Source organism: Streptomyces sp. NPDC026092 (assembly GCF_040638605.1).
Taxonomy (GTDB): domain Bacteria; phylum Actinomycetota; class Actinomycetes; order Streptomycetales; family Streptomycetaceae; genus Streptomyces.
This window is the reverse complement of record NZ_JBEZYN010000006.1, coordinates 189577-213685: the sequence shown is the minus strand read 5'-3', so window position 1 is coordinate 213685 and position 24109 is coordinate 189577. Positions and strand designations below refer to the sequence as shown.

Here is a 24109-nt window from a genome sequence, read left to right as displayed (position 1 = left end):
CCCGTTGAATCGCCCCGCTAGACCCTGCCACACATTCGAACGCCCCGCACGGGGTTCAACCGGCCGCGCAGTCGGGGCACAGCCCCTTGAAGACGATCTCGGCGTCGCTGGTCCGCCAGCCGGGCAGGGCGCCGCGCGGGGGCTTGGGGGCGGGCGCGTCGACGTTCTCCACGCGGCCGCACCGGACGCAGAGGGCGTGCTGGTGCGGGGTCCCCGAGATCTCGAAGACGGCGGGCAGGCCGGGCCGGTCGAACTTGGTGACCAGGCCGGTCTCCTGGAAGTGCCGCAGCATCTCGTACACGGCCTGGCTGGTGAGCGTGCCGAGGCGTTCGCGCGCGGCGGCGGCGATCGCCTCCACGTCGAGATGGCCGGCGGAGGCGAGCACCGTGAGCACCTCGAGGCGGGGGCCCGTGACCCGGAGGCCCACGTCGCGCAGGCGCTGGATCACCGCCTCGCGGTCCGAGAGTTCTTCCACGACTGCCATCTTCTCCGCCCGGCACGGTCGATCTGGTCGGCTCAAACTTTTGCGGGCATCGTACCTCTTGTCTCCCCGGCGCGGCAGATGAGGAGCACGCTCTCGGTCCGTTCGTCGATACGGTGCCGCCGCCGGCCCTCGATGTGCAGGCCCGCGGAGCGCAGCTCGGCCGCGAGGCGTTCGGGGTCGACGATCCACTTGTCGGTGGTGAGCACGACCCGCTCGGGGGAGCGCTTGCCGGTCCTGGCCGCGTAGTAGGTGATCCGCTCGCTCATCGTGGGCAGGTCGAAGACCTGCCGGGCGACCACCCACTCGTCGACCCCGTCGAACCGGGGGACCTGGAAGGTCCAGGTGCGCGACGGCTCGGTGACGAGGCCGTGGCGCAGGTGGGAGGTGTAGTCGAGGGCGAGGGCGCCGCCGGTGTCCAGGTGCGTGGCGATCTCGCGGAGCAGCGCGGGGCGGGCGCGCGGCGGTACGGCGGAGACCATGGCGCCGGCCAGGAGCGCGAGGCGGTAACTGCGGTGCAGGCGGAGTTCGGTGAGGTCGGCGCGCGTGGTGACGACGAGCCGGGCGACCTGGGGGCCGATGCGCCGCGCCCAGGCGTCGAGCCGGGCCAGGGCGGCGGGGTCGCGGTCGACGGCCTCGACGGCGAAGCCGTGCCGGGCGAACGGGACGGCGAGGCGCCCGGCACCCGAGCCCAGGTCGAGGACGGGGCTGCTGGTGCTGGTTGTACCGGTGGTCGTGGCGCGGGCGAGGTCGAGGTAGCGGAGGATGTCGGCGCTGTGGGGCCCGAGGAGGGCGTCGTACAGCCAGACGGCGTCCTCGCCCCAGGGGGAGACGGACTCGAGGCCCGGGAGCGCGTCGGTGTGGGGGTCGTATCGGGACGGCAGGACCGGCGCGAGCGCGGCGCCGCTCGGTGTCTGCATCGCTCCTCCAGGGGCTCGCTCGGTCCATGCCGTCCGCGAAGCGGGAACCCGTGCCGCCGGGCGACCGCGTCGCGCGTCCATGGTGCCGGGGGAGAGCGCGCCGCTTCCAGGTTCGGCGACGGCGTGAACACGCGATGGCGTTCATCTGCCAAGCGAGGAGCCCTGCGAGGAGCGCGAGTTACAGCGGGCGGCCGAGGCGCGTGGGGTTGAGGGGGGCGAAGCCCCGGCTCTCGTAGAAGGGGAGGGACGGGTCCTCGTCCACGTCCGAGGGGAGTGTCACGCGCTGCGCGACCGCCCCGAACCCGCGCATCCGTTCCGTCGCCGCGCCCAGGAGCGCCGAGCCGACGCCCCGTCGGCGCGAGGACTCCGCCACGGCGAGCGCGTACACCTCGCCCTCGCCCGGCACCGGGACCCCGCCGGCCGCCGCGCCGACGATCGTGCCGTCCTCGCCGGTGGCGACGAGCCAGCCGAGCCAGCCGGGCGCGCCACCCGGAATTTCAATTTCCGCGCGGATGCGGGGAAGTGCGCATTGGGTGGACACCAGTCGGTGCACCGGGATTTCACCGAGGATTTCGTGGTAACTGCCCCGAATGGCATCCGCCAGCAGCCTGGATATCGTCGCCGCGTCGGCGGCCGCCGCCGCCCGCACGTCAGCCAGCTGCATTGGTTCGTACCCTTCGACGTGCCGAGCCCCAGCGTCAACATACCCACACTAGCCGGGAATTCAGGGCCGCGGGACGGATGGTGACCGATGTGAAATCTACGAATTCACTTAGTAATGAGCCGCTGAAACGAGTCGATTATCCGGGTACGGAACAACACGCGACGATCAACGGAGCCATCGCCCCCGCGGCCGTCGAGATCGCGAGCAGGCCGCGCAGCACCGGGTGTCCCGCGCTGTACGGAGTGAGAATGCGCCGCATCCGCAGGGCCGCCGAAGGCCCGCCCGCCGCGAACGCCTCGCGCGGTGCCTGGCCGGCCGCGAGCGCGTACAGCGCCGTCGCGAGCGCGTCGCGCGAGCAGCGGCGCAACGCCCGGTCGTCGGCGGCCATTTCGAGCAGCAGCGGTACGGCGGTTCCGCCGTGGCGGGCGAGGGGGAGGCGGGGGAAGACGGTCGCGAAGGCCTCCGTCGCCGCGACGAGGAGGTGGTGCCGTCCGGCGATGTGCGCGCGCTCGTGCGCGAGTGCGGCCGCCAACTGGGGTGCGGTGAGGGTGTCGAGGGCGCCGGAGGAGACGACGACGCGCCGGGAACGGCCCGGCAGGCAGTAGACGGCGGGGCGGGCGTGGTCGAGCACGGTGGCCCGCAGGTCCGGGTCGTACCGCCCGACCAGGCGCAGTACGCCCGCGTGCCGCAGTCGCGAGCGGCGGGCGCGCAGGAGCTCCCGTACGAAACCGGCGGTGGGCAGCGCGAGGACGGCGAGGGCCAGGCCGGCGGCCGTGTACTGGCGGGCGCTCAGGTCGAGGAGCGCGGCGGGGGAGGGGAGGTCGAGGGTGACGACCCGGTCGGTCAGCCGGTGGCTGCTGTCCCCGTCGAGGACGAGTTGGGCGGGCAGCAGCGCGGCGGCCCCGGCGAACACGGTCCCGATCACCGCCCACACCGCGAGCCCGAGCCGCGGCACCTGCTGCGCCCAGCGGGCCCGTACGAGGAGCCAGGGGATCAGCACCCCACAGACGAGCGCGAGCCCGAGCGGCAGCAGGACATGATGACTCACGCGTCACCGCCGCGCAGGTCGCGGCGAGACGAGTCGCCGAGCGGCTGGTGGTCACCACGGGGCGCGTCGGCGCCGCGCGCGCCGCCGCCAGGGCCGCCGCGACCCGGGCCGCCCTCCGTGCTGTCGCGGCGACCGGGACCGCCCACCCCCGGCCCGTCCTGCCCCGGGGCCGAGGGATCCCCGCCCCCGCTCCCGCCCCCACGCGCCATCCGCAGCGCCGCGTCCAAGGCGCGCATGTCCTCGGGGGAGATGGTCTCCACGAAACGGAGGAGCGCGGCCGGGCGGTCGGCGCTGTCGCCGAGGGCGTCCTGCATGAGGGCCGCGGTGTACTCCTCGCGGCTGCGGACCGGTTCGTACAGCCAGGCGCGGCCCGCCTTCTCGCGACGGAGCCAGCCCTTGCGGTGGAGGATGTCCGCCACCGTCATCACCGTCGTGTAGGCGACCCTGCGCCCCAGATTGATGTCGTCGACGATCTCGCGGACCGTGGCGGGCCGTTGCCAGGCCCACAGCCGGTCCATGATCTCCGCCTCCAGCTCGCCCAGTCGGCGCACGCGGATCCCCTCCCCTCGACCCCCCTCGCGTCCCCATGGGGGCGGCCCATCGTACGGGCCGTCAACCCGGCGCAGATATACCCCCTAGGGGTACGATGACCGGATGTCGACCCTCATGAAGAACCGCCCCTGCGCGAAGGTCTGCGGCCCCGGTCTGCCCGGTTCGGTGGAGCTGACGCTCCTCCGGGCGGTGCTCGGGCTCTGTCTCCGCCTGAGCGTCACCGTGACCGCCGACTGCCCTTCACGCAAGGGCGGTTGAGCCCCGCGAGGCGCTGCGCCTACGTCCTGATCAGCCGGGCGATCGCCTTCGACGCCTCGCCCACCTTCACCTTCGCCTGGTCCCCGCCCTGGGCGATCGCCTCGGTCACGCAGCAGCTGAGGTGCTCGTCCAGGAGGGCCACGGCGCAGGACTGCAGCGCCGCGTTGATCGCGGAGACCTGGGTCAGGACGTCGATGCAGTAGACGTCCTCGTCGACCATCCGCTGCACCCCCCGCACCTGCCCCTCGATGCGCCTCAGGCGTCTGATGATGTCTTCCTTGTGCTGTCCGTACCCGGCCATGGCAGGCTCCTCGGCTGCTTGTCGAGCTCTACTTGTCGAGCTGCTTGTCGGCGGCCTGGAAGCCGCGCAGGCGCAGGCTGTTGCCGACGACGAAGACCGAGGAGAAGGCCATCGCGGCGCCCGCGATCATCGGGTTGAGCAGTCCGGCCGCGGCGAGCGGCAGGGCGGCCACGTTGTAGGCGAAGGCCCAGAACAGGTTCGAGCGGATCGTGCCGAGCGTGCGCCGGGAGAGCCGGATCGCGTCGGCCGCGGCCCGCAGGTCTCCCCGTACGAGCGTCAGGTCGCCGGCCTCGATCGCGGCGTCCGTGCCGGTGCCCATCGCCAGGCCCAGGTCGGCCTGGGCGAGCGCGGCGGCGTCGTTGACCCCGTCGCCGACCATGGCGACCGAACGCCCCTCCGCCTGCAGCCGCTTGACGACGTCGACCTTGTCCTGCGGCATGACCTCCGCGATGACCTCGTCGATGCCGACCTCGGCGGCGACGGCCTCCGCGACCGCCTTGTTGTCGCCGGTGAGGAGGATCGGGGTGAGGCCGAGGCCGCGCAGCCGGCGGATCGCCTCGGGGCTGGTCTCCTTGACGGCGTCGGCGACCTCCAGGACCGCGCGGGCCTCGCCGTCCCAGGCGACGGCGATCGCGGTCTTGCCGGCGGTCTCGGCCGCTTCCTTGGCGGACTTGAGCGAGGCGGGCAGCTCCATCGCCCACTCCGTGAGCAGCATCTCCCGGCCGACGAGGACCGCGTGGCCCTCCACGACGCCCTGGACGCCGAGCCCGGGGAGGTTGGCGAAGTCCTCGGGGGTGGGGAGCGTACCGACCTTGGCGGCGGCGCCCGTGGCGACGGCCTGCGCGATGGGGTGCTCGGAGGAGTGCTCCAGGGCGCCCGCAAGGCGCAGCACGTCCGTCTCGTCCGTACCGGCGGCGGTGTGGACCTTGATGAGCGTCATCCGGCCGGTGGTGACCGTACCGGTCTTGTCCAGGACGATCGTGTCGACCTTGCGCGTGGTCTCCAGGACCTCGGGCCCCTTGATCAGGATGCCGAGCTGCGCGCCGCGCCCGGTGCCGACCATGAGCGCGGTCGGCGTGGCCAGGCCGAGGGCGCAGGGGCAGGCGATGATCAGTACGGCGACGGCGGCGGTGAAGGCGGCCGTCAGGCCGGCACCGGTGCCGAGCCAGAAGCCGAGGGTGCCGAGCGCGAGCGCGATGACGACGGGGACGAAGACGGCGGAGATCCTGTCGGCGAGGCGCTGGGCTGCGGCCTTGCCGTTCTGGGCGTCCTCCACGAGCTTGGCCATGCGGGCCAGTTGGGTGTCGGCGCCGACGCGGGTGGCCTCGACGACGAGCCGGCCGCCGGCGTTCAGGGTGGCACCGGTGACGGCGTCGCCGACGCCGACCTCGACGGGTACGGACTCGCCGGTGAGCATGGACGCGTCGACGGCGGAGGAGCCCTCGACGACGGTGCCGTCGGTGGCGATCTTCTCGCCGGGCCGGACCAGGAAGCGGTCCCCGACCTGGAGTTCGCCGGTGGGCACGGTGATCTCGCGCCCGTCCTTGAGGACCGTGACCTCCTTGGCGCCGAGCTGCATGAGCGCCTTGAGGGCGGCGCCCGCCTTGCGCTTGGAGCGGGCCTCGAAGTAGCGGCCGGCCAGGATGAAGGCGGTGACGCCGGCGGCGGCTTCGAGATAGATGTTCCCGGCGCCGTCGGTGCGGGCGATCGTGAACTCGAAGGGGTGGGTCATGCCCGGCGTACCGGCGGTGCCGAAGAACAGCGCCCACAGGGACCACAGGAACGCGGCGATCGTGCCGACGGAGATCAGGGTGTCCATGGTGGCCGCGCCGTGCTTGGCGTTGGTCCAGGCGGCCTTGTGGAAGGGCCAGGCTGCGTAGACGACGACCGGCGCCGCGAGGGTGAGGCTGAGCCACTGCCAGTACTCGATCTGGAGCGCCGGGACCATCGCCATCGCGATGACGGGGACGGCGAGCGCGACGGCGGTGACGAGCCGCTGCTTGAGGGGCCGGAGCTCTTCGTCGGCCTTCTCGTCGTCGGTGGGCCCGTCGTCGCCGCTGTTCGCGGGGCGCTCGGGCTTGGGCTCGGCGGCGGTGTACCCGGTGGCCTCGACGGTGGCGATGAGGTCGTCGACGGAGATGTCGGCGTCGGCGTCGAAGGTGACCTTCGCCTTCTCGGTGGCGTAGTTGACGGTGGCCTCGACCCCGTCCATGCGGTTGAGCTTCTTCTCGATCCGGGCGGCGCACGAGGCGCAGGTCATGCCGCCGATGGCGAGCTCGACCTGGGCGGCGCCTGGGGTGGTGGTGGTCATTTCCTGCTCCTCGGTACTGCGGGGTGCGGGGGCCGGGGCCCATGGGCGGACGGGCCCCGGCGGCCGGAATGGGGCGTGGGCCGCCGCCGTCAGGCGCGGCCGGTCAGCTCGTAGCCGGCGTCGTCGACGGCGGCGGTGATCGCGGCGTCGTCGGGCGCGCCGCCGGTGGTCACGGTCACCAGGCCGCCGGCGACGTCGACGTCCACGGAGATGACGCCGTCGAGGGCGGAGACGGAGGTGGTGATCGCGGTCTTGCAGTGCCCGCAGGTCATGCCGGACACGGCGTAGACGGTGGCGGTGCTCTCGGCGACGGCGGTGGCGGTGGTGGCGGTCTCGCCGGTGGTGGAGCAGCTGCCGTCAGGAGTACAGCAGGAAGACATGGGTTCCTCCTCATGGTGGGCGCGGATACCCTGAGGGGGTATCCGGGAATGAGTCCATGTATACCCCCCCGTGGTATCCAGCGCAAGGGTGGCTCCAGCTTGACACCATACCCCCCAGGGGTATGGTGAAGTGCAACTGGAACGACATCGCGTCGCTCATCGGGTCACTGACGTACGGGAGAGCAGCCATGAACACCGGAGTGAAGATCACCGCCTTCGCCGCCGCGATCGCCGCGACGTTCGGGACGGCGTACGGCGTGGGCAAAGGCGTAGGCCCCGTGGGCGAGCCCCCGGCGAAGGCGTCACACGGCGAACACGCGGAGGCGGAAGCGGCCCCCGCGGCGAACGCCCCCGTGGCAGGGGGCCTCCAGGTCTCGGAGGGCGGCTACACGCTGGCCCTGGAGACGCCGACCCCGGCGCAGGGGAGGAGCGTCCTGAAGTTCGCGGTCAAGGACGCGGCCGGCAAGAAGGTCACCGCGTACACGACCGAGCACGGCAAGGAGCTGCACTTCATCGTGGCCTCGCGCGACCTGACGGTCTTCCGTCACCTGCACCCGGTGCGGGCGGCGGACGGCACGTGGTCGACGCCGGTCGACCTGCCGGCGGCGGGGGGCTACAAGGCCTTCGCGGACTTCAAGCCGGCGGCGAAGAACGCGAAGGGCATCACGCTGGGCGCGGACCTGTCCGTACCGGGCATGAGCGCCCCGCAGCCCCTGCCGACGCCCACGCGAACGGCGACGGTGGACGGCTACGAGGTGAATCTGGGCGGCACCCTGGCCCCCGGCCGGGCGGGCGAACTGAAGCTCACGGTCAGCAAGGCCGGGAAGCCGGTGACGGACCTGGAGCCGTACCTCGGGGCGTACGGCCACCTGGTCGCCCTGCGCGCCGGCGACCTCGCCTACCTCCACGTCCACCCCAACGAGGGCGGCCCGGGCCCGGACGTCTCCTTCACGGCGACGGCGCCGAGCGCGGGGTCGTACCGCCTGTTCCTGGACTTCCAGCACGGCGGAAAGGTGCGGACGGCGGCGTTCACGGTGCAGGCGGGGCAGGGCGGGGCGCCGGCGATCTCGACGCCGGATGAGGCAGGGCACGATGCGGGAGGCCACGAGCACGGCTAGGGTGGGGTCATTGGACTAGACCTGTAGACCCTGCAGACCTGTAGCCGTCATTCATGGAGGAATGGGCTCGATGAGCAACCGTGCAGTCCTAGAGGTGATCGCCCTCGACGAGGAGGACGCGGTCGCCGCCCAGGCCGGTGGGGCGGACCGCCTCGAGCTGGTCACCGACATGGCGGCCGACGGGCTGACCCCGTCGCGGACCGGCTTCGCCGCGATCCGTGCCGCCGTGGACATCCCGCTGCGCGTGATGCTCAGGCTGACGGACGGCTTCGCCGCGGGCGACATCGACGCGCTCGTGGCCCGCGCGACCGACCTCCGGGACGCGGGCGCGGACGAGTTCGTCCTCGGCTTCCTCACCCCGGACGGCGACGCCGACCTGGTGGCGGTGGAGCGGCTGATCGCCGTCCTGGACGGCTGCCGCTGGACCTTCCACCGGGCGATCGACCGCACGCCCGACCGCGACGCCCTGCGCAAGCAGCTCGCCGACCTGCCGGGCCTCGACACCTACCTCACGGCGGGCTCGCCGACCGGCGTCGACGACGGCCTCCCCGTCCTCCTCGCGGAGGCGGCCCGCGCGGGCGAGCCCGGCTACGAGCCCCAGATCCTGGTGGGCGGCGGCCTCCGCCTCGACCACCTCCCCCACCTCCGCACCGCCGGCCTCTCCGCCTTCCACATCGGCGGCGCAGCCCGCCCCCACGGCTGGACGGCCCCGGTCTCCCCGGAAGCGGTCCGCGTCTGGCGCGAGGCCCTGGACGCGTAGGGCTGAGGCACGGAGGCCCCGGCCCGCCCGCCCCAGGCGCCCGCGGTGTCACCTGAACGGCCCGATTTCGGGCGGCGGGGCCGGGTAGGGGGTGGACCGTTCTTCCCCGCAGCGCTATCGACGGAGGCACCCGTGCCCGAAAAGCATGGTCACTACAAGCCCGGCACCCCGTGCTGGATCGACCTGATGGTTCCCGATCAGCAGGCGGCCCTCGACTTCTACCGCGACCTCTTCGGGTGGCAGGGCGAGATCGGGCCGGCGGAGACGGGGGGCTACTCCGTCTGCACCCTCAAGGGGCAGCCGGTCGCGGGGATCATGAAGGCGATGAACCCGGACGGGACGGTGCCCGACCCGCTGCCGCCGGTGGTGTGGACGACGTATCTGGCGACCGACGACCTCGGGTCCACGGTCAAGTCCGTCGCCGACGCGGGCGGCACGGTCATGGTGGAGCCGATGGACGTCATGGAGCTGGGGCGGATGGCCGTGGTGGTCGACCCGACCGGCGCCGTCATCGGCCTGTGGCAGGCCGGCACCTTCCCCGGCGCCGGCATCGTCAACGAGCACGGCGCGCTGATCTGGAACGAGGTGGTCACCAGCGACCTCCCGGCCGCCTCCGCCTTCTACTCGGCGATCCTGCCCGTCACCACCGCGCGGTCCGAGATTCCCGGAGCGGAGGAGTACATCGAGTTCCAGGTCGCGGGCCGTGCCGTGGGCGGAATGATGGACCTGAGCGCGCTTCCGCCGGGCGTACCGCCGCACTGGCAGCCGTACTTCCACGTGGACAGCGTGGACGACGTCCAGGCGGCCGCCGTCCGTGCGGGCGGCACGGTCCTGGCCCCGGCCTTCGACATGGCGGCCGGCCGCATGGCCGTGCTGGCCGACCCCCAGGGCGGCGCGTTCTCCGTCATCACGGCGTCCGAGCCGGAGCAGCCCGCCTGACGTCGCCCTGTCCGGGCCGGGGGACGGCGGCCAGTTCGTCCGCCCTCCTGGGTGCCCGGCGCCGCCGCCGCCGACCGTACGCGTACGCCGCCGACCGTACGCGTACGGAGCCGCCCTCAGCGGCCGCCCGCCACCCGCAGGATCGTCCCCGTCGTGTACGAGGCGTCGGCCGACAGGAGCCACGCCACCGCCGCCGCGATCTCGTCCGGGCGGCCCGGCCGGCCCAGCGGGATCGTCGCCGCCGCCTTCGCGGGGCGGTCCGGGTCGCCCATCGCCGCGTGCATGTCGGTCTCGATGATGCCGGGCGCCACCGCGTTGACCCGGATGCCGTCCGGGCCCAGCTCCTTGGAGAGGCCCACGGTCAGCGCGTCGGTCGCCGCCTTCGTCGCCGCGTAGTGGACGTAGTCGCCGGGGCTGCCGAGCGTGGCGGCCGCGGAGGAGACGTTCACGATCGCACCGCCACCCCGGGCGCCCATGTCGTGGGCGGCGCGGCGGCAACAGAGCAGGTAGCCAAGGAGGTTGACCTCCACCACGCGGCGCAGGTCCTCCGTCGTGGCATCGGCGAGGCGCCCCAACGGGCCGGTCACGCCCGCGTTGTTCACCAGGCCGGTCACCGGGCCGAGTTCGGCCTCCGCCGTGTCGAAGAGCCGCTCCACGTCCGCCTCGTCCGACGTGTCCACCCGGACGATCACACACCGCGCGCCCGCCGCCCGGACCGCCGCCGCCGTCGACTCGGCGGCGGCCGCGTCCCGTACGTACCCGAGCGCCAGATCGTGCCCCTCGGCCGCCAGCCGTACGCAGGTCGCCGCGCCGATCCCGCGGCTGCCGCCCGTGACGACGGTGACATTTCGGGGGTCAGACATGGTGGTCCCACCTTCCTCTCGGTCGCGCCGCCCCCACCGTAAAGCGGTGGCCCGGCCGGTCCGCGGCTGGCTACCCTCCCCGCCATGGCCGACCCCGTACGCACCGTCCGCACCCTCGTCGCCGCCCAGTTCCCGCAGTGGTCCGGGCTGCCCGTCAGGCGCGTGCCGTCGGCCGGTACGGACAACGACATGTACCGCCTCGGCGACCGCCTCGCCGTCCGGCTGCCCAGGACCGCCGCGAACGCCGGGTCCATCGCCAAGGAGCAGCGCTGGCTGCCGCACCTCGCCCCGCACCTGCCGCTGCCCGTACCGGTGCCGGTCGGCCACGGCGTGCCCGGGGAGGGCTTCGACCTGCCCTGGTCGGTGTACGACTGGCTCCACGGCGCCAACGCCTACGACGAGCCGATCGCCGATCTCGCCCACGCGGCGGTCGAGTTGGGCCGGTTCGGAGCGGCGCTGCGCCGCGTGGACGCGACGGACGGGCCGAGGTCGTTCCGGGGCGGCCACGTCACCGAGTGGGCGTCGGCGGGGGTGACGGAGAGGGCGATCCGGGATCTCGGCGCGCATGGGCTCCTCGACGCGGACCGGGTGACAGCCGCCTGGGAGTCGGTGCTTCGGCTGCCGCAGTGGGAGGGCCCGCCCCGATGGGTCCACGGCGACCTGCTGCCCGGCAACCTGCTGGCCAGGGACGGCCGGCTGAGCGCCGTCATCGACTTCGGCGCGGTCGGTACGGGCGACCCCGCCTGCGACATGATGGCCGCCTGGACCCTCCTCACCGCCGAGACCCGCCCGCTGTTCCGGGCGGCGGCGGAGGTCGACGACGCGACCTGGGCGCGCGGGCGCGGCTGGGCGCTGTGCTGGGGCGTGGTCACGGAACACGAGTACCGCGGTACGAATCCGGTCCTGGCGGCCGTGGCCCACCGTGCGTGGTCGGAGGCGCTGCCGGAGTACGGCGCGCAGTAAGCGCTTCCCGCGGCCGCTCCGCGGCCATGAAGTTTTAGCCGCCGCGGGACTGTTCTTCCGCGCTCCCGGACCCCACCATGCTCCTCACTACTCGTGCGTAACACCCCGTAGGGAGAAGCGTGTTGAGACTCCGTGCCCGTCTCCGTGCCCGTGTCGGCCTCGTGGCGCTCCTTGCCCTGATGGCGTCCGTGTTCGTCACCCAGGCCGGCCAGGCCGCCCCGTCCGCTTCCGCTTCGGCTCAGGCCGTGGCCCGTACCCCCGTCGTCTTCGTCCACGGCTACAACGCCGACCCGGGTGTCTGGGGCGGCCTGCGCGAGGACCTCAAGGCGGACGGCTACACCGACGCCGAGCTCTTCTCCTTCGGCTACGACACCCACCGCTCCGTCAACGAGGCCATCGCCGGCGAGCTGGCCGCGTACGTCGCCGACGTCAAGCGGCGGACCGGCGCGAGCCGGGTCGACCTCGTCTCGCACTCCTTCGGCAGCCTCGTCTCGCGCTGGTACGTGAAGTTCGAGGGCGCCGGCCAGTCCTCCGTGGCCCACTGGGTCTCCCTCGCGGGCCCCAACCACGGCACCAGCACCGCCTGGGCGTGCGCCCTGTGGGACCAGGCCTGCCGCGACATGACCCCGGGCTCGTACGTACAGAAGAAGCTCGCCGAGGGCGACGAGACCCCGGGCGCCGTCCGCTACGCCACGTGGTGGTCGAACTGCGACGAGGTCATCAACCCCGACAACAGCGTCCCCCTGACCGGCGCCACCAACAACGCGGCCGGCTGCCTCGACCACAACGCGCTGCTCGGCGACGACGGGGTGTCGGCGGGGGTGCGGGCCTTCCTCGCCTCGTAGCCGACCGGTGGCCGGGCGGCTACGGCGCCCGCCAGACCGTCAGGTCACCGGTCAGGAAGTTGACCCCGCTGTCCGGCAGGTACGTCGACTTGATCTGGACGACGAACAGACCGATGTCTCCTGAGGGGTGCTTGACGCAGATCTCGCTGCCTGCCGCCGCCGTGAGCAGGGAGAGGCGGCGCGTGGGAACGACCTTGACGGCGATGCGGCAGTCGTCGAGGGTCGCCCCCGGCTTGCCGACGTGCATGCTCATCAGGGTGGAGTCGCTCTGCAGGTCGCACAACTCCTTGCAGACCAGGCGGATGTCCCCCTTGCGGTCCGTGCGCTCGACCGGCTCCTTGATGCTCAGGGAGTTCTTCTCGTCCAGTCTTTGGAAGGGGTACGCGACGGCTTGAGGCTTCTTGGGCGGCGCGGCCGAGGACGGGGTCGAGGAGGGAGTCGACGAGGGGCCCGAGGACGAGCCCGTCGGGCCCGACGAGCGGCCGCCGTCCTTCGAAGCCGAGTCCGACGCCTCCCGGTCCCGGATCCACCGGCCCACCGCGTCCGTGACCGTCCAGGTCAGGCCCGTCACCAGCAGGGCTCCCGCCAGGGCGGCGACGGCCGTGACGAGTACGGTGCGCCGTCTTCGGGACCTTCGCTCGTCCGGCCCCGTCTCGGGGCGGCCGTCCCGTCGCGGGACCAGCGGCAGTGTGCCCACCGGGGTGGGTTCGGGGACGGGACCCGGGACCGCGAGTTCCGGGCCCATGACCTCGCGCCAGACGGCCGGGTCCGCGCCCGCCTCCGGGCCGAGGTGCCGGCGGCACCACTCGACGACCTCCGCAGGGGTGGCCCGGTCCGCCGGATCGGCGGCCAGGCAGCGGGCGATCAGCGGACGGAGCTCGGCGGGCAGGCGGGACAGGTCGGGCTCGGAGTGCACGATCCGGTACAGCACCATGACCGAGGGGCCGTCGCCGTACAGCGGCTCGCCAAGCGCCGCGAAGGCCGCCGTCTGACCGAGCGCGAAGATGTCGGTCGCCGGGGTGAGTTCGCCCACGGACGCCTGCTCGGGAGCCATGAACGAGGGTGTGCCGATGGCGGTGCCCGTCGCCGTCTGCGAGGTGATGTCGGAGGCGAGCGAGATCCCGAAGTCGATCACGCGCGGACCGTCGGCGGCGAGCAGGACGTTCGCCGGCTTCAGGTCCCGGTGGACGATGCCCGCGCCGTGGACGGCCTGCAGCGCCTCGGCGACGCCCGCCATCAGCCACAGCACCGCGGCCACCGGCAGCGGCCCGCGCCGGGCGACGGCCTCGGCCAGGGAGGGTCCGGGTACGTACAGGGTCGCCAGCCACGGCGGTGAGGCGTCCGCGTCGGCGTCGATCAACTCGGCGGTGTACGCGCCCCGGACCCGCTGCGCCGCCTTGATCTCCCGGCGGAACCGGCGCCGGAAGACCGGGTCGTCGGCCAGCTCGGGCCGTACGACCTTGATCGCCACCGGCCGCCCGCCGGGCGTGTGCGACAGGTACACCCGGCCCATGCCGCCCGCGCCGAGCCGGGCGGCGAGCCGGTAGCGCCCCACCACCGGCGGATCGTCCGCCTGCAGCGGCTGGAACACCTCGGTCGCGTACTCCACCTGAACCAGTCCCCCCGAACCCTGAACCCCGAACCCCGAACCCCGAACCCGGAACTCTTGACCGACCCCCGTGGTCAGCAGCCTAGGCCGCAGAGCGCCGGCGTCCGCCGCCAGGGTTGGCGATCAACACGAGGCGATCACGCGTCCAACTGCTCCGGGAGCGCCGAGGAGTGAACCACCGTCAGCCCCGACACCGCACGCGTCAGCGCCACGTACAGCCGCCGCAGCCCCGTCCGCTCGTCCGGTTCGCCGTCCACGACGGCCGCCGGGTCGTCCAGGACCACGTAGTCGTACTCCAGGCCCTTGGCGAGCGAGGCCGGGACGAGGGTCAGGCGGGACTCGGCCGTCGTCTCCTCGCCGGGCGAGAGGTACGCGTGCCCTGCGGCGGTCAGCGCCTCGGCGAGCGGTGCGATCCGGGCGTCGGCGGCGATCAGGCCGATCGAGCCCTCGTGCTCCAGGGCCTCCGCGCACGCGGCGACGACCGCCGCGTCGAGCTCCGCGGGCTCGTGGTGGAGGATCGACAGCGAACCCGGGTTCTCCCGGACCGACTCGACGGCGGCGAGCCCCGGCGACATGTGCGGCAGCAGCCTCGACGCGTACGCGATGACCTCGCGCGGTACGCGGAAGCCGGCGGTCAGCTCCTCCACCACGGCCTCCGGCTTGCCCAGGTGCCCGAGCGCCTGCGCCCAACTCCCTGTCGCCCAGGGCGTGGTGCCCTGCGCGAGGTCGCCCAGGATCGTCGCCGAACCGGTCGTGCAGCGGCGGCCGACGGCCCGGTACTGCATCGGGGACAGGTCCTGCGCCTCGTCCAGGACCACGTGCCCGAGCGAGTGCGTCCGCTCCACCAGGTCCTTCGCCTCGTCGATCAGGACCGCGTCCGCCGCCGACCACTTCGCCGACTTCACCGAGCGGCCCGGCTTCGCCCACAGCAGCAGCTTCTGCTCGTCGTCCGTCAGGACGCCGTCCGCGTGCTCGGCGAGGAACTCGGCGTCGCTCAGCAGCCGCAGCACCAGCTTCGCCGGGTCGACCGGCGGCCAGAGCGTCTTCACGACCGCCTTCACCGCCGCGTTGCGGGCCACCGCGTCCTGCACCCGGTCGTCGGGCGCCTCGCCCGCCTGCTCCATCCGCACCAGGACCGTGTGCGCGATGCGCTGCGGGAGCGCGTCGCGGGCGGCACCGTAACGGATGTCGCGGTCGAGCAACTCGCGGACGATCTCCTCCAGTTCGTACGCCGGGACCCGCCAGCGGCGCGAGCCGCGTACCACGACGAGCGGCTCGGTCGGCAGCGTGACGTGCGAGCGCACCGCCCGCCGCAGCACCTCCGCCATCCTCGCGTCGCCCTTGACGACCGCCGTCGCCGCCTCGTCCGCGCCCCGGACCTCGACGTGCGCGACGAGGTCGTCGACGGTCGCCTGCTGGACCTCCAGCTCGCCGAGGGCGGGCAGGACCTGCTCGATGTAGTGGAGGAAGGACCGGTTCGGCCCGATGACGAGGGTGCCGGTGCGGGCGAGCCGCTCCCGGTGCGCGTAGAGCAGGTACGCGACCCGGTGCAGGCCGACGGCGGTCTTTCCGGTGCCGGGACCGCCCTGGACGCAGACGGTGCCGGAGAGCCCGGACCGGACGATCTCGTCCTGCTCGGGCTGGATGGTGGCGACGATGTCCCGCATCGGGCCGACGCGGGGCCGCTCGATCTCGGCCTGGAGCAGCTTGCTGGTCCGCTCCAGCTCGGCGGGGTCGGAGAGGTGCTCGTCCTCGTACGCGGTGAGGTCGCCGCCCGTGTACCCGAACCGGCGCCGGAGCCCCACGTCCTGCGGGTTCTTCCGCGACGCCCGGTAGAACGGCTGGGAGACCGGCGCGCGCCAGTCGATCACCATCGGGTCCCCGTCGGCGTCGTGGACGTGCCGGCGGCCGATGTAGAAGCGCTGCCCCTCCTGCGTGGTGTGCAGGTAGTCGAGCCGCCCGAAGAAGAGCGGGGTGTGGGAGAGGTCGGCGAGCGCCTTGATCCGCTCCTCGATCTGACGGCCGAGCACGGCGGCGTTGACCCAGTTCGCGGTGACGTCCTTGATGTCGAGCGCCTCGACGTCCTCGCGCATCGCGCGCAGCGCGGCACGCGAGTCGGCGAGATGGGCGCGCTCGCGCGCGAGCGGGTCGGCGGGCGTGGACATGCGGAAGCCTCCGGAGGTGCGTGAGCGTGACGGGGCGGCCGCCGGTTTCCGACCGGGGGCAGCGCGCTCCACGGAGGGAGGCGGGGAAGTCGGAGATTGTAGCTCTGTGGGGCGGACGGGGCGACCGAATATTCCGGGGGAGGGCCCGTAGGGGGTGGTCTCCGACCTGAGGGGGACGAGGGTTCCATCCCCAGCCTGATGTGTTCGGAATGTCCGGATTCCATCATGGAGACATGACCACCGCGACGTTCACCCCAGACCGCACGATCCCGCGCTCCCGCCGCCTCGGCCTCGCGCTACGGGCGATACGCGCCTACGGCTCGGCGGCCGTGTCCGTCGTCGTCCTCGGCGACCACGGCCCGTACGGAGAGCGCACGGGCGTCCGTGACCCCCGGCCTCAGTACGTCGGACGGCCCTGATAGGCCGGACGGATGCCCAGCTGACCTCCGGCGATCTTCACAGAACTCGGAGCGCAACCCTTCCCCACTCTCACAGGTCTCCTCATCGCACCGCCGTCTCCCCATGGAGCAGAGGAACAGAGGAGATCATGGGAATGCCTTTCGCCGGCCGCGTCGCGCGGCTCGGTGCCTGTCTCACCGCCGCCGGTCTGGTCACGGTCGGCCTGACCGCCACCCCGGCCGCCGCCGACAGCGACCAGCTCTGGATCGCGTCGCCGTGGGAAGTGGCGCTGCCCAAGGCCGTCGCCGGCGGTCAGGTCCCGGCCACGACCGTCGCCCTGAGCCTGTACCACGACAACGCCAACCACCGCGTGACGGACGGACGGCTCACCGTCGACGTCTCCGAGCTGACCGGTGTCGCCGACGTCACCTGGCCCGAGAACTGCGCGCCGACCGGCGCCACCGCCGTCTGCTCCCTACCCGACGTGCCGCTCACGGGCGAGTCCCCCGAGTCCCCGGTGGAGCTGAAGCTCCGCGCGGCCTCGGGCGCCGAGACCGGGGTCGGCGGCCGGATCACCTACGGGGCGACCGCCACCACGAACGCGCCCGAGGGCACCCTCACGGCCTCCGAGGGCTGGTCCACCGTCCGGGTCGCCTCCGGCCCCGACCTGGTCCTGAGCCGGATCCCCGCCGTCACGGACGTCGCCCCGCGCTCCACCGTGGCCGTGCCGTTCTCCGTGGTCAACAACGGCAACGAGGCCGCGAACGGCGTCCAGGTCACCCTGTACGTCACGCGCGGCCTCTCCCTCGGCACCGTCGCCCCGCAGTGCGTGAGCACGCCCGAGGGCGAGAGCGTGCCGGCCGCGCTCACCAAGGTCGAGTGCCTCTTCGACGACGTCGTCGCACCCGGCTCCACCTTCACCCTGCCGACCCCGCTCCGCGCGAGCGTCGCCCGGTACGCCTTCGCCGAGCGGATCGACATCGGCGTCACGGCCCGCGGCGGAGCCGAGGACGTGACGCCCGAGAACAACGGTCAGGTCGCCTCCATCGGCGTCACCAACACGGCCGACTTCGCCGTCGGCGGCGTCCGCGCGAGCGGCGCCGCGGGGGAGACGGTGACCGCCGCACTGACCTTCCGCAACCGCGGCCCGGCCTGGGTCGCCAACCTGGGCTCCGGGGACCCCGTCGGCGCGGTCGACCTGACCGTCCCCAGGGGCGCCACCGTCACCTCCGTACCGGAGGGCTGCGAGCCCCGCACGGCGGACGGCGGCTGGTGGGAGAGCGAGACCCGGACCGGCGCCCCGCGCTACGTCTGCAACCTGCCGATGTGGGTGGCCGAGAAGCAGACCGTGACGTTCCCGTTCCAGCTGCGGATCGACACCGTGATCCGTGGCGCGAAGGGCGCGATCACGCTCAAGCAGGCCTACGGCGACGGGCCGTTCCCGTTCGACCCGAACCCGACGAACAACCAGGCGAAGCTGGTCCTCAACCCGGCGGTCTGAGCACGGCGTACGGCTCACGTCGTACGACGAAGGGCCCCGTCCACGTTTCCACGAGGACGGGGCCCTTCCACGTACACGCCGTACGCCTGCCGTCAGCTCGGCGAATCGCCCGCGAGCAGCTCGTCCGCGTCCACGATCCGGTACGCGTACCCCTGCTCGGCCAGGAACCGCTGGCGGTGCGCCGCGAAGTCCTGGTCGATCGTGTCGCGCGCGACGACCGAGTAGAAGTGCGCCTGGTGGCCGTCGGCCTTCGGGCGCAGCACCCGTCCGAGCCGCTGCGCCTCCTCCTGCCGGGAGCCGAAGGTGCCGGAGACCTGGATGGCGACCGTGGCCTCGGGCAGGTCGATGGAGAAGTTGGCGACCTTCGAGACGACGAGGACGCTGATCTCGCCCTGCCGGAACGCGTCGAAGAGCTTCTCGCGCTGCGCGTTCGGCGTCTCGCCCTTGATGACCGGCGCGTTCAGGTGCTCGCCGAGCTCGTCCAGCTGGTCGATGTACTGGCCGATGACGAGGATCTGCTGCCCGGCGAACTTCCGCACCAGCGCCTCGGTCACCTTCCGCTTGGTGGCCGTCGTGGCGCAGAAGCGGTACTTCTCCTCCTGCTCGGCGGTCGCGTAGGCGAGCCGCTCGGAGTCCGTGAGGTTGACCCGGACCTCGACGCAGTCGGCGGGCGCGATGTACCCCTGCGCCTCGATCTCCTTCCACGGCGCGTCGAAGCGCTTCGGACCGATGAGCGAGAAGACGTCCGACTCGCGCCCGTCCTCGCGCACGAGCGTGGCCGTGAGGCCGAGCCGCCGCCGGGCCTGCAGGTCGGCGGTGAACTTGAAGACCGGCGCGGGCAGCAGGTGCACCTCGTCGTAGACGATGAGGCCCCAGTCGCGGGAGTCGAAGAGCTCCAGGTGCGGATAGATGCCCTTCCGCTTGGTCGTGAGGACCTGGTACGTGGCGATGGTGACCGGCCGGATCTCCTTCTTCGTACCGGAGTACTCGCCGATCTCGTCCTCGGTGAGCGAGGTCCGCTTCACCAGCTCGTGCTTCCACTGCCGCGCGGAGACGGTGTTGGTCACGAGGATCAGCGTGGTGGCCTTCGCCTGGGCCATAGCCCCGGCGCCGACCAGCGTCTTTCCCGCGCCACAGGGCAGCACGACGACACCGGAGCCGCCGTGCCAGAAGCCCTCGACGGCCTGCTTCTGGTACGGGCGCAGCGCCCAGCCGTCCTCGGCGAGCTCGATCGGGTGCGCCTCGCCGTCGACGTATCCGGCGAGGTCCTCGGCCGGCCAGCCCAGCTTCAGGAGCGTCTGCTTGATCTGCCCGCGCTCGGAGGGGTGCACGGCGACGGTGTCGTCGTCGATGCGCGCCCCGACGAGCGGCTGCACCTTCTTCGACCGGAGGATCTCCTCCAGGACGGGCCGGTCGGTGCTGGTCAGGACGAGCCCGTGGGTGGGGTGCTTGGAGAGCGTGAGCCGCCCGTACCGGGCCATGGTCTCGGCGACGTCCACGAGCAGCGCGTGGGGCACGGGGTACCGCGAGAACTCCACGAGCGCGTCGACGACCTGCTCGGCGTCGTGCCCGGCCGCCCGCGCGTTCCACAGCCCGAGCGGCGTCACCCGGTACGTGTGGATGTGCTCGGGCGCCCGCTCCAGCTCCGCGAACGGCGCGATGGCCCGGCGGCAGGCGTCCGCCTGCTCGTGGTCGACCTCCAGGAGCAGCGTCTTGTCGCTCTGGACGATGAGTGGTCCGTTCACGTACGTACATCCCTTCCGCACGGCCAAACATCCAGTGTGCCTGAGGTCCGGCGGTTGTCGGTGGGGCCTGCCACACTGAAGGCGACCGGTTCCACGAGAGGGAGGTGGCGAGATGAGCGTCGCGCACGATCCGCACTATGGGCCCTGGACCATAGAAGAAGTCCTGGCATTGCCGGAGGACCGTGGTCAGCGTCGTGAATTGATGGGCGAAGCGCTCGTGATGTCTCCGGCTCCGGGAACCAAGCACCAGCGGGCGTCGTCGCGTCTCTGGAGTCTGATGGACCGCGCCGTCCAGGCGGAGGGCTTGTCCGCCGAAGTCCTGGAAGCGGTCAATCTCATCCTGCCCGACGGACTCTTCATCCCGGACATCGTGGTGGTCGAGGCGGCCGCTGCGGCGGCCGACCCGATCACCTACAACGCCGACGACGTGCTGCTCGTCGTGGAGATCGTCTCGCCCTCGTCGTCCGGGCGCCGTACCGACCGGCTGCTGAAGCCGCCGTACTACGCGGAGGCGGGCATCGAGCACCTCTGGCGGCTCGAACTGGAGCCGGTGCCGACACTGGTCGTCTGCGAGCTGCAGGACGGCCGCTACGCCGAGCGGACGGTCGCCGAGGCGGGGCGGGCGACGCTGATCGAGAAGCCGTTCCCGGTGGAGGTCGATCCGGCGGCACTCGTCAGCCCGAGGTCCTAGGGTCTGGCCGACCGGCTGTCGCTAGACCTGGTCCTCCGCCAGTTCCGCGACGCCCGTGATGCGGTGCAGGGGGTACGTGCGGACTTCGTCCGCCGTGTGGTCGTAGCCCGTGACGAAGCCGCCCTCCACGCGCACGGGGGCGATCACGCGCTGGCTGGCGGCGCCCTCGGCGTTGACGTAGCCGATCCAGACGGCCGTGCCGGTCAGCGCGGCGGCCTGGACCGTGGCCAGGGTCTCGGCGGGGGAGGTACGGGGGAGCTCGCCGGCCGCGCGGGCCGGGGCCTCCGCGGTCTCGGGGCGCTCCTTGCGGACGGCCGTCGCGGCCAGGTCGCCCGCCCGGATCGCGCGGACCGCCGCGCCGAGCAGCGTCGCGTCGGGGGAGGGCGGGCCGTCGGGGACGGGCGCGGGGGCGGTGCGGGCTCCGGTGCGGTAGGCGTCGGCGCGGGTGATCAGGACGTCGCCGGCCGCGGACTCGGCGGCCGGGGCGTACCCCATCGACCGCAGCCCGTCGAGCAGCGCCGCCGGGTCCGTCTGCGCCGCGAGGACCGTCGGCGCGAGGCGGCGCAGCCGCAGGGACGCGGACCGCTTGTCGGCCAGGATCTCGCCGAGGACCGTGTCGTCGTCGCAGCGCACGTACGCGGACGCGGCGCCGATCCTGAGGTGGCCGTGCCTCCGCGCCACGTCGTCGATCAGGTACGAGAGCGGCTGCGGCACCGGCGTACGGGAGTGGGCGGTCAGGAAGTCGTGCAGGTCGGACGCGCTGCGCCCGGCGTCGAGCGCACGCCGCACCGAGCCGGGCGTGAAGCGGTAGACCGTCGCGCCGCCCTTCGACTCGACGTCCGCGAGGACCGAGAGCGTGTCGGCCAGCGGGCGCCGCAGCGGGCCGGGCGCGACGGCCGTGAGGTCGGCCTGGAGGAGGACGTGGTCGACGGCCTCGGGCAGGAGCGGCGCGAGCAGGGTCGCGGCCCGCGCGGCGGCGACGGACAACTCGACCCCGTGCTCGGCCACCGGCTCCGGGGCGGCCTCGGCGAGCGGCAGGTTGAGCAGCGCCCGCGCGGGCGAGGCGAGGGCGCCGCGCCCGGTGACCCCGAGCAGCTCGGCCTCGGTGAGGGTCCAGTGGGCGAGCCGGGAGCGGAGGTCGCCGCCCGCGTTCGACGGAGGCGTCGTACCCGCGCCGCGCAGCGGGCGTTCCCAGCGCAACCGGGTCAGCAGGGCCTCAGGGTCCGCCGCCGAGCCCGGCGGCAGCGTCGCCTGCAGGGTGAGGACGCGGCGCCGTACCTCCGGCGCGCCGCCCCGGTCCAGGTCCGGGCCGAGGGCCGAGAGGGTGCGGCCCTTCGCGTCCTGGCCGCCGACCAGGCCGGCCGTCCTCGTCCCCATGAGCCAGGCCGTGACGAGCCGGCCCCAGCGCTCGGCGGGCGGCAGGTCGAGCCAGTCGTCGTACGCGGGCGTCGGCGCGTACCGCTCGTCCGCCTCGCCGTCCGAGGCGAGCAGCCCCGCCCCGTACGTCAGCTCCAGCCAGAACGCCGCGATCGGCTCGCCCACGTCGAGCGCGACGGCGGTCCGCTTGAGGTCCCGTACGGACATCCCGCCCGCGCGGAGCACCGCCGGGCCGCCCTGGTCCCAGCTCTTCAGGAGCTCCTCGACTGTGGAGAGCGCCGCGTGCGCCTGGCCGGCGGCCGCGTTGTCCACAACCTGGGGACGGTACTCGCGCAGCACGGTCAGCTCGGGCGCCTGCGGCTCGGGCGAGCGGTGCGCGCGGCCGCCGCGCAGATGGAGTGCGGCCTCGCGGGGCAGGACGACGGTACGGGGCGATGCGGGGAGCAGCAGGCCGCGGTCGCGCAGCCACTGGACGGGCGGGGCCGGGTTCGCGGTCACCTCGCCGTACGGCGGACCCCACACCAGCCGGTCCAGCACCGCGAGCGCCTCCGACGGCGCGGTGTCGAGCAGCGCGCCCATCCGGTCCCGGTCGGTGAAGAGCCCGGTGAGCGCCGCGACGGCCGAGACCGGGTCGTGCGTCGCGGGCAGCCCGGCGGTGGCGATGATCTCCTGGATCCGGCCCGGGGACATCCCGGCCGTCGCCTCGGAGACGGTCGGCCCGAGACCGGTCGGGGACGGGTGCTGCGGGGAGGGCGCGAGCAGCTCGCGGGCGGTCCGTACGAGCCGCAGCCGGTCGTCCTCGCCCCAGACCAGGGCCTGTTCGCGCAGCACCTCCACGGCGCGGGGCAGCGCCTTCTCGACGCCCGGGTGGCCGTCGTCGCCGGACAGCAGGGCGAGCAGCACGGTGTACGGGGCGGGGTCCGGGGCGACGGCGAGCGCCTCGGCGGTCTGGAGGGTGAACCGGTCGAGCCGTTCGAGCGCGCGCACGACGGAGCCGCGGGTGCCGGCCCGGGTCGCGAGCTGGGTCAGGTCGTTCGGTACGGGGGAGAGCAGATCCGGGCGTGCGCGCAGCAGCGCGGCGAGCCCCTCGTCGCCCCGCGCGCGCAGCGCCTCCGCGAGCGTGCGCGGCGCGGCGGCGTCAGTTCCTCCGGGCACGTACGCCTCCCGATCGAGCTCACCGATCCCCATCCGGACCACGTTAGCCCCTGCACGGGCGCTAACGTCGGGGCGTACCGGCCGTGGAGGGGACTGTGGGGATCGAGAGCGACCAGTTGGTCTTCGACTATCTGAGCCGGGTGGGCGATCTGGCCCAGCAACGGCAGCTGCCGTCGGGGGACCGGATGAAGCTCGTCTCCTCGCTCCGGGGCGAGATCGACCGCCGGCGCGCCACGTTCGGCCAGGAGAGTCCGACGGCGGTACGGAACCTCCTCGACGAACTGGGCTCACCGGCGGAGGTCGTGGACAGGGCGGCGGGCCTGCCGACGCAGCGGGACGGGGCGGGGGCTGGTGCCGGTACTGGGGGCGGCCGCCTACGGAAGCGAAAGCCCCCGGTCCCGAAGCCGCGCGCTCCTGAGGCGGCAGCCTGGCCCACGCCTCCGCACCTGGCGGGCATGGACGAGGTCGGTGCGGCGGACGACCCGGACTGGTGGCGCCTGGACGCCCTCGACGTCGAGGAACCCCTGCCGGGCGACGACCTGGTGCCGGGCTTCCGGGGCGGGGTGGAGATCCCGGAACTCCTGAAGCCGCCGGCGACGGAGGAGGACGAGGAGGCCGACTTCGTAGAGGAGGAGGCGGAGACGGCCCGGCGGCCCCCGTGGCGCCGGATCCTGCGAAGGCAGCGCCCGAACACGGAGGACGGGACTCCCGCCGGTTTCAGACTGGGCAGCCCGGGCGTGGTCCTGGCCGCGCTGCTCCTCCTGGGCGGCGTGATCTTCGGCTCCCTGATCGCCGTGGCGTTGGGCTGGCTCCTGGCCTACGCCTCGCGCCGCCTCTCCCGTACGGAGAGCCAGTGGGCGGTCATCATCCTCCCGGGCCTCACGGCAGCGGCCGGCGTGGTCTGGCTCTGGGGCCGCGTGGAGGGCCGCTGGGGCACCCCGGTGGCCCAGGGCGGCGAGGCGATGGGCGCGGCGATCTCGGAAACCTGGCCGTGGACCCTGAAGGCGGCGGCGATCGCCTCGGCGGTGTTCCTGCTGTGGCGCGCGCGGAGGGTCTGAGGGCGG

At 73.3% G+C, this 24109-nt stretch carries 22 protein-coding genes and 1 pseudogene; 10 read left to right on the top strand and 13 right to left on the bottom strand.

The window, feature by feature from the left end; genetic code table 11:
* Positions 1-55: 55 nt before the first annotated feature.
* The 5 genes and pseudogenes from AB0F56_RS12335 to AB0F56_RS12315 all read right to left on the bottom strand — a co-directional run.
* Positions 56-484: a transcriptional repressor gene (locus AB0F56_RS12335; protein WP_362007406.1), complete on the bottom strand. Its 429-nt coding sequence runs from the start codon at positions 482-484 to the stop codon at positions 56-58.
* Between the two features lie 32 nt (positions 485-516).
* Positions 517-1401, bottom strand: a complete 885-nt coding sequence (locus tag AB0F56_RS12330; RefSeq protein ID WP_362007403.1) for a class I SAM-dependent methyltransferase — start codon at positions 1399-1401, stop codon at positions 517-519.
* A gap of 178 nt (positions 1402-1579) precedes the next feature.
* The gene (locus AB0F56_RS12325) at positions 1580-2065 is read right to left on the bottom strand and encodes a GNAT family N-acetyltransferase (RefSeq protein WP_362007401.1); all 486 of its coding nucleotides are present in this window, start codon (positions 2063-2065) and stop codon (positions 1580-1582) included.
* Positions 2066-2201: 136 nt separating this feature from the next.
* Positions 2202-3113 (bottom strand): M56 family metallopeptidase, encoded by a 912-nt coding sequence (locus AB0F56_RS12320; RefSeq protein WP_362007398.1) that lies wholly within the window; start codon positions 3111-3113, stop codon positions 2202-2204.
* A gap of 209 nt (positions 3114-3322) precedes the next feature.
* Positions 3323-3664, bottom strand: a pseudogene (locus AB0F56_RS12315) (BlaI/MecI/CopY family transcriptional regulator); the annotation flags it as partial.
* A gap of 103 nt (positions 3665-3767) precedes the next feature.
* On the opposite strand from AB0F56_RS12315, the gene AB0F56_RS12310 reads away from it, so the two are divergent.
* On the top strand, positions 3768-3923 hold the full coding sequence (locus AB0F56_RS12310; protein ID WP_362007396.1) for a hypothetical protein: 156 nt from the start codon (positions 3768-3770) through the stop codon (positions 3921-3923).
* A 19-nt stretch (positions 3924-3942) separates the two neighbouring features.
* Here the strand turns inward: AB0F56_RS12310 and AB0F56_RS12305 are convergent, their stop codons facing one another.
* From AB0F56_RS12305 to AB0F56_RS12295, 3 genes are all read right to left on the bottom strand, one after another.
* On the bottom strand, positions 3943-4224 hold the full coding sequence (locus tag AB0F56_RS12305) for a metal-sensitive transcriptional regulator (protein ID WP_015035316.1): 282 nt from the start codon (positions 4222-4224) through the stop codon (positions 3943-3945).
* A gap of 28 nt (positions 4225-4252) precedes the next feature.
* Positions 4253-6535, bottom strand: coding sequence for a heavy metal translocating P-type ATPase (locus tag AB0F56_RS12300; protein ID WP_362007393.1), 2283 nt, complete (start codon positions 6533-6535; stop codon positions 4253-4255).
* Between the two features lie 89 nt (positions 6536-6624).
* Complete coding sequence (locus AB0F56_RS12295; RefSeq protein ID WP_362007391.1) at positions 6625-6915, bottom strand: heavy-metal-associated domain-containing protein; 291 nt, start codon at positions 6913-6915, stop codon at positions 6625-6627.
* 188 nt (positions 6916-7103) lie between these two features.
* Here AB0F56_RS12295 and AB0F56_RS12290 point away from each other — a divergent pair, with 188 nt between their 5' ends.
* The 3 genes from AB0F56_RS12290 (at position 7104) to AB0F56_RS12280 (ending at position 9732) form a co-directional block, all read left to right on the top strand.
* Positions 7104-8033, top strand: coding sequence for a hypothetical protein (locus AB0F56_RS12290; protein ID WP_362007389.1), 930 nt, complete (start codon positions 7104-7106; stop codon positions 8031-8033).
* Positions 8034-8103: 70 nt separating this feature from the next.
* Positions 8104-8793 carry a copper homeostasis protein CutC gene (locus AB0F56_RS12285; RefSeq protein WP_362007386.1) on the top strand — a complete coding sequence of 230 codons (690 nt, stop codon included), beginning with the start codon at positions 8104-8106 and terminating at the stop codon, positions 8791-8793.
* Positions 8794-8979: 186 nt separating this feature from the next.
* Positions 8980-9732, top strand: a complete 753-nt coding sequence (locus AB0F56_RS12280) for a VOC family protein (protein WP_362007878.1) — start codon at positions 8980-8982, stop codon at positions 9730-9732.
* A gap of 116 nt (positions 9733-9848) precedes the next feature.
* Here AB0F56_RS12280 and AB0F56_RS12275 read toward each other — a convergent pair whose 3' ends face one another.
* Positions 9849-10595, bottom strand: coding sequence for an SDR family oxidoreductase (locus AB0F56_RS12275; protein ID WP_362007383.1), 747 nt, complete (start codon positions 10593-10595; stop codon positions 9849-9851).
* A gap of 84 nt (positions 10596-10679) precedes the next feature.
* On the opposite strand from AB0F56_RS12275, the gene AB0F56_RS12270 reads away from it, so the two are divergent.
* Together AB0F56_RS12270 and AB0F56_RS12265 are read left to right on the top strand one after the other, a co-directional pair.
* Entirely contained in the window at positions 10680-11558 is an 879-nt protein-coding gene (locus tag AB0F56_RS12270; protein WP_362007380.1) for an aminoglycoside phosphotransferase family protein, read from the top strand.
* Between the two features lie 119 nt (positions 11559-11677).
* The gene (locus tag AB0F56_RS12265; RefSeq protein ID WP_362007379.1) at positions 11678-12403 is read left to right on the top strand and encodes an alpha/beta fold hydrolase; all 726 of its coding nucleotides are present in this window, start codon (positions 11678-11680) and stop codon (positions 12401-12403) included.
* 19 nt (positions 12404-12422) lie between these two features.
* On the opposite strand, the gene AB0F56_RS12260 is transcribed toward AB0F56_RS12265, so the two are convergent.
* Both AB0F56_RS12260 and AB0F56_RS12255 read right to left on the bottom strand, forming a co-directional pair.
* The gene (locus AB0F56_RS12260) at positions 12423-14012 is read right to left on the bottom strand and encodes a serine/threonine-protein kinase (protein WP_362007377.1); all 1590 of its coding nucleotides are present in this window, start codon (positions 14010-14012) and stop codon (positions 12423-12425) included.
* A 137-nt stretch (positions 14013-14149) separates the two neighbouring features.
* Positions 14150-16177, bottom strand: a complete 2028-nt coding sequence (locus tag AB0F56_RS12255) for a UvrD-helicase domain-containing protein (RefSeq protein ID WP_362007375.1) — start codon at positions 16175-16177, stop codon at positions 14150-14152.
* Positions 16178-16410: 233 nt separating this feature from the next.
* Between AB0F56_RS12255 and AB0F56_RS12250 the strand changes: the two genes are divergently transcribed.
* Both AB0F56_RS12250 and AB0F56_RS12245 read left to right on the top strand, forming a co-directional pair.
* Entirely contained in the window at positions 16411-16596 is a 186-nt protein-coding gene (locus tag AB0F56_RS12250; protein ID WP_362007373.1) for a hypothetical protein, read from the top strand.
* Positions 16597-16724: 128 nt separating this feature from the next.
* The gene (locus AB0F56_RS12245) at positions 16725-18077 is read left to right on the top strand and encodes a hypothetical protein (RefSeq protein WP_362007371.1); all 1353 of its coding nucleotides are present in this window, start codon (positions 16725-16727) and stop codon (positions 18075-18077) included.
* A 92-nt stretch (positions 18078-18169) separates the two neighbouring features.
* On the opposite strand, the gene AB0F56_RS12240 is transcribed toward AB0F56_RS12245, so the two are convergent.
* Positions 18170-19822 (bottom strand): DNA repair helicase XPB, encoded by a 1653-nt coding sequence (locus tag AB0F56_RS12240; protein WP_362007370.1) that lies wholly within the window; start codon positions 19820-19822, stop codon positions 18170-18172.
* 112 nt (positions 19823-19934) lie between these two features.
* On the opposite strand from AB0F56_RS12240, the gene AB0F56_RS12235 reads away from it, so the two are divergent.
* Positions 19935-20513 carry a Uma2 family endonuclease gene (locus AB0F56_RS12235; protein ID WP_362007368.1) on the top strand — a complete coding sequence of 193 codons (579 nt, stop codon included), beginning with the start codon at positions 19935-19937 and terminating at the stop codon, positions 20511-20513.
* A 21-nt stretch (positions 20514-20534) separates the two neighbouring features.
* Here AB0F56_RS12235 and AB0F56_RS12230 read toward each other — a convergent pair whose 3' ends face one another.
* Positions 20535-23078, bottom strand: coding sequence for a helicase C-terminal domain-containing protein (locus AB0F56_RS12230; protein WP_362007365.1), 2544 nt, complete (start codon positions 23076-23078; stop codon positions 20535-20537).
* Positions 23079-23140: 62 nt separating this feature from the next.
* Between AB0F56_RS12230 and AB0F56_RS12225 the strand changes: the two genes are divergently transcribed.
* Positions 23141-24103: a hypothetical protein gene (locus AB0F56_RS12225; protein WP_362007362.1), complete on the top strand. Its 963-nt coding sequence runs from the start codon at positions 23141-23143 to the stop codon at positions 24101-24103.
* Positions 24104-24109: the final 6 nt, after the last annotated feature.